Annotated in this window: 1 protein-coding gene and 1 pseudogene; both read left to right on the top strand. The window is 66.4% G+C overall.

What is annotated here, in order from left to right:
* Positions 1-45: 45 nt before the first annotated feature.
* A complete protein-coding gene (aspS, locus tag AC6EI8_RS26170) occupies positions 46-1,854 on the top strand; it encodes an aspartate--tRNA ligase (protein ID WP_149317645.1) in 1,809 nt (602 codons plus the stop codon).
* Positions 1,855-2,033: 179 nt separating this feature from the next.
* A pseudogene (locus tag AC6EI8_RS26165) lies at positions 2,034-2,270 on the top strand (hypothetical protein); the annotation flags it as partial.

Below are 2,270 nucleotides of genomic sequence, written 5' to 3'. Positions count from 1 at the left end.
CGCGGGCCGCCCGAGCGCGGCCGCGCCTTACCGGGAATTTCTCCTATGTCCTCCATGCGAACTCACTACTGCGGTCTCGTGACCGAACAACTGACCGGCCAGGAAGTGGCCCTGACCGGCTGGGTGCAACGGCGCCGCGACCACGGCGGCGTGATCTTCATCGACCTGCGCGATCGCGAGGGTCTGGTGCAGGTCGTCTGCGATCCGGACCGCCCCGAAATGTTCAAGGTCGCCGAGGACATCCGCAACGAGTTCTGCATCCGCGTGACCGGCAAGGTGCGCGCGCGTCCGGCCGGCACCGAGAACGCCAACCTGACCTCGGGCAAGATCGAGGTGCTGTGCCATGAGCTGACCGTGCTGAACCCGTCGGTCACGCCCCCGTTCCAGCTCGACGACGACAACCTGTCGGAGACCACCCGCCTGACGCACCGCGTGCTGGACCTGCGCCGCCCGCAGATGCAGTACAACCTGCGCCTGCGCTACAAGGTGGCGATGGAAGTGCGCAAGTACCTGGACGAGCAGGGCTTCATCGACATCGAGACGCCGATGCTGGGCAAGAGCACGCCCGAGGGCGCGCGCGACTACCTGGTGCCGTCGCGGGTCAACCCGGGCCACTTCTTCGCGCTGCCGCAGTCGCCGCAGCTGTTCAAGCAGATGCTGATGGTGTCGGGCTTCGATCGCTACTACCAGATCACCAAGTGCTTCCGCGACGAGGACCTGCGCGCCGACCGCCAGCCCGAATTCACGCAGATCGACTGCGAGACCTCGTTCCTGACCGAGCAGGACATCCGCGACCTGTTCGAGAACATGATCCGCACGGTGTTCAAGAACACCATCGGCGTGGCGCTGGACGACCGCTTCCCGGTGATGGAATTCCGCGAGGCGATGGCCCGCTTCGGCTCGGACAAGCCGGACCTGCGCGTCAAGCTCGAGTTCACCGAGCTGACCGAGGTCATGAAGGACGTCGACTTCAAGGTGTTCTCGGGCCCGGCCAACAGCGACAACGGCCGCGTGGTCGCGCTGCGCGTGCCCGGCGGCGGCCAGATCTCGCGCGGCGAGATCGATGCCTATACGCAGTTCGTCGCCATCTACGGCGCCAAGGGCCTGGCCTGGATCAAGGTCAACGAAGTGGCCAAGGGCCGCGACGGCCTGCAATCGCCGATCGTCAAGAACCTGCATGACGCCGCCATCGCCGAGATCCTGAAGCGCTCGGGCGCGCAGGATGGCGACATCCTGTTCTTCGGCGCCGACAAGGCCAAGGTCGTCAACGACGCGATGGGCGCGCTGCGCCTGAAGATCGGCCACTCGGAATTCGGCAAGGCCAACGGCCTGTTCGAGGACGCGTGGAAGCCGCTGTGGGTGGTGGACTTCCCGATGTTCGAGTACGACGAGGAAGACGCCCGCTGGGTCGCGATGCACCACCCGTTCACCAGCCCCAAGGACGAGCACCTGGAGTACCTGGCCACCGATCCGGGCAAGTGCATCGCCAAGGCCTACGACATGGTGCTGAACGGCTGGGAAATCGGCGGCGGCTCGGTGCGTATCTATCGCGAGGACGTGCAGAGCAAGGTGTTCCGCGCGCTGAAGATCAACGAGGAAGAGGCGCGCGTCAAGTTCGGCTACCTGCTGGATGCGCTGCAGTACGGCGCGCCCCCGCATGGCGGCATCGCCTTCGGCCTGGACCGTATCGTCACGATGATGGCCGGCGCCGATTCGATCCGCGACGTGATCGCCTTCCCGAAGACGCAGCGCGCGCAGGACCTGCTGACGCAGGCGCCGAGCTCGGTCGACGAGAAGCAGCTGCGCGAGCTGCATATCCGCCTGCGCACGCCCGAGCCGAAGGCTTCGGCGTGATGCCGCTGGCGAGGTAGCGAGAGACGACGGCCGTGCGCGAGCGCGGCCGTTTTTTGTTTGTGTAGGCTGCGGAGGGCGATCGAGGTTTCCAATTGTTTCCCATGGGAACGATCGGCCACCCCGCGAGGTCATCCATCGGGCTGCCGCGGGCAGCCGCACCTGACAAGGGGAGAACAAAGGTGACACTGGATATCGAACTGATCCGCCAATTCCTGCTGCAGCACGCGGAGACGATCCTGACCTGGCTGGTCGCCGGGCTGGTGATGATGCTGCTGGCGCGCTTCGAGCTGCGCCGGGCGGTGCGCAAGTCCGCGCAGGCGATGTCCGAATCGGTGGCGACCACGGTGGCCGCCTGCGTCCCCGATATCGCGCACGCCGCGCAGGTGGGCAGCGCGGCGGCCGAAGGCGGCGCCGTG

The sequence above is a fragment of the Cupriavidus sp. R6-3 genome (assembly GCF_059772245.1).
The sequence above is the reverse complement of the archived record's forward strand: the minus strand, read 5'-3'. Positions and strand labels throughout refer to the sequence as shown.

Coding starts and splice junctions, on each gene's coding strand:
- aspS (WP_149317645.1), top strand. CDS start 46: ATGTCCTCCATGCGAACTCACTACTGCGGTCTCGTGACCGAACAACTG.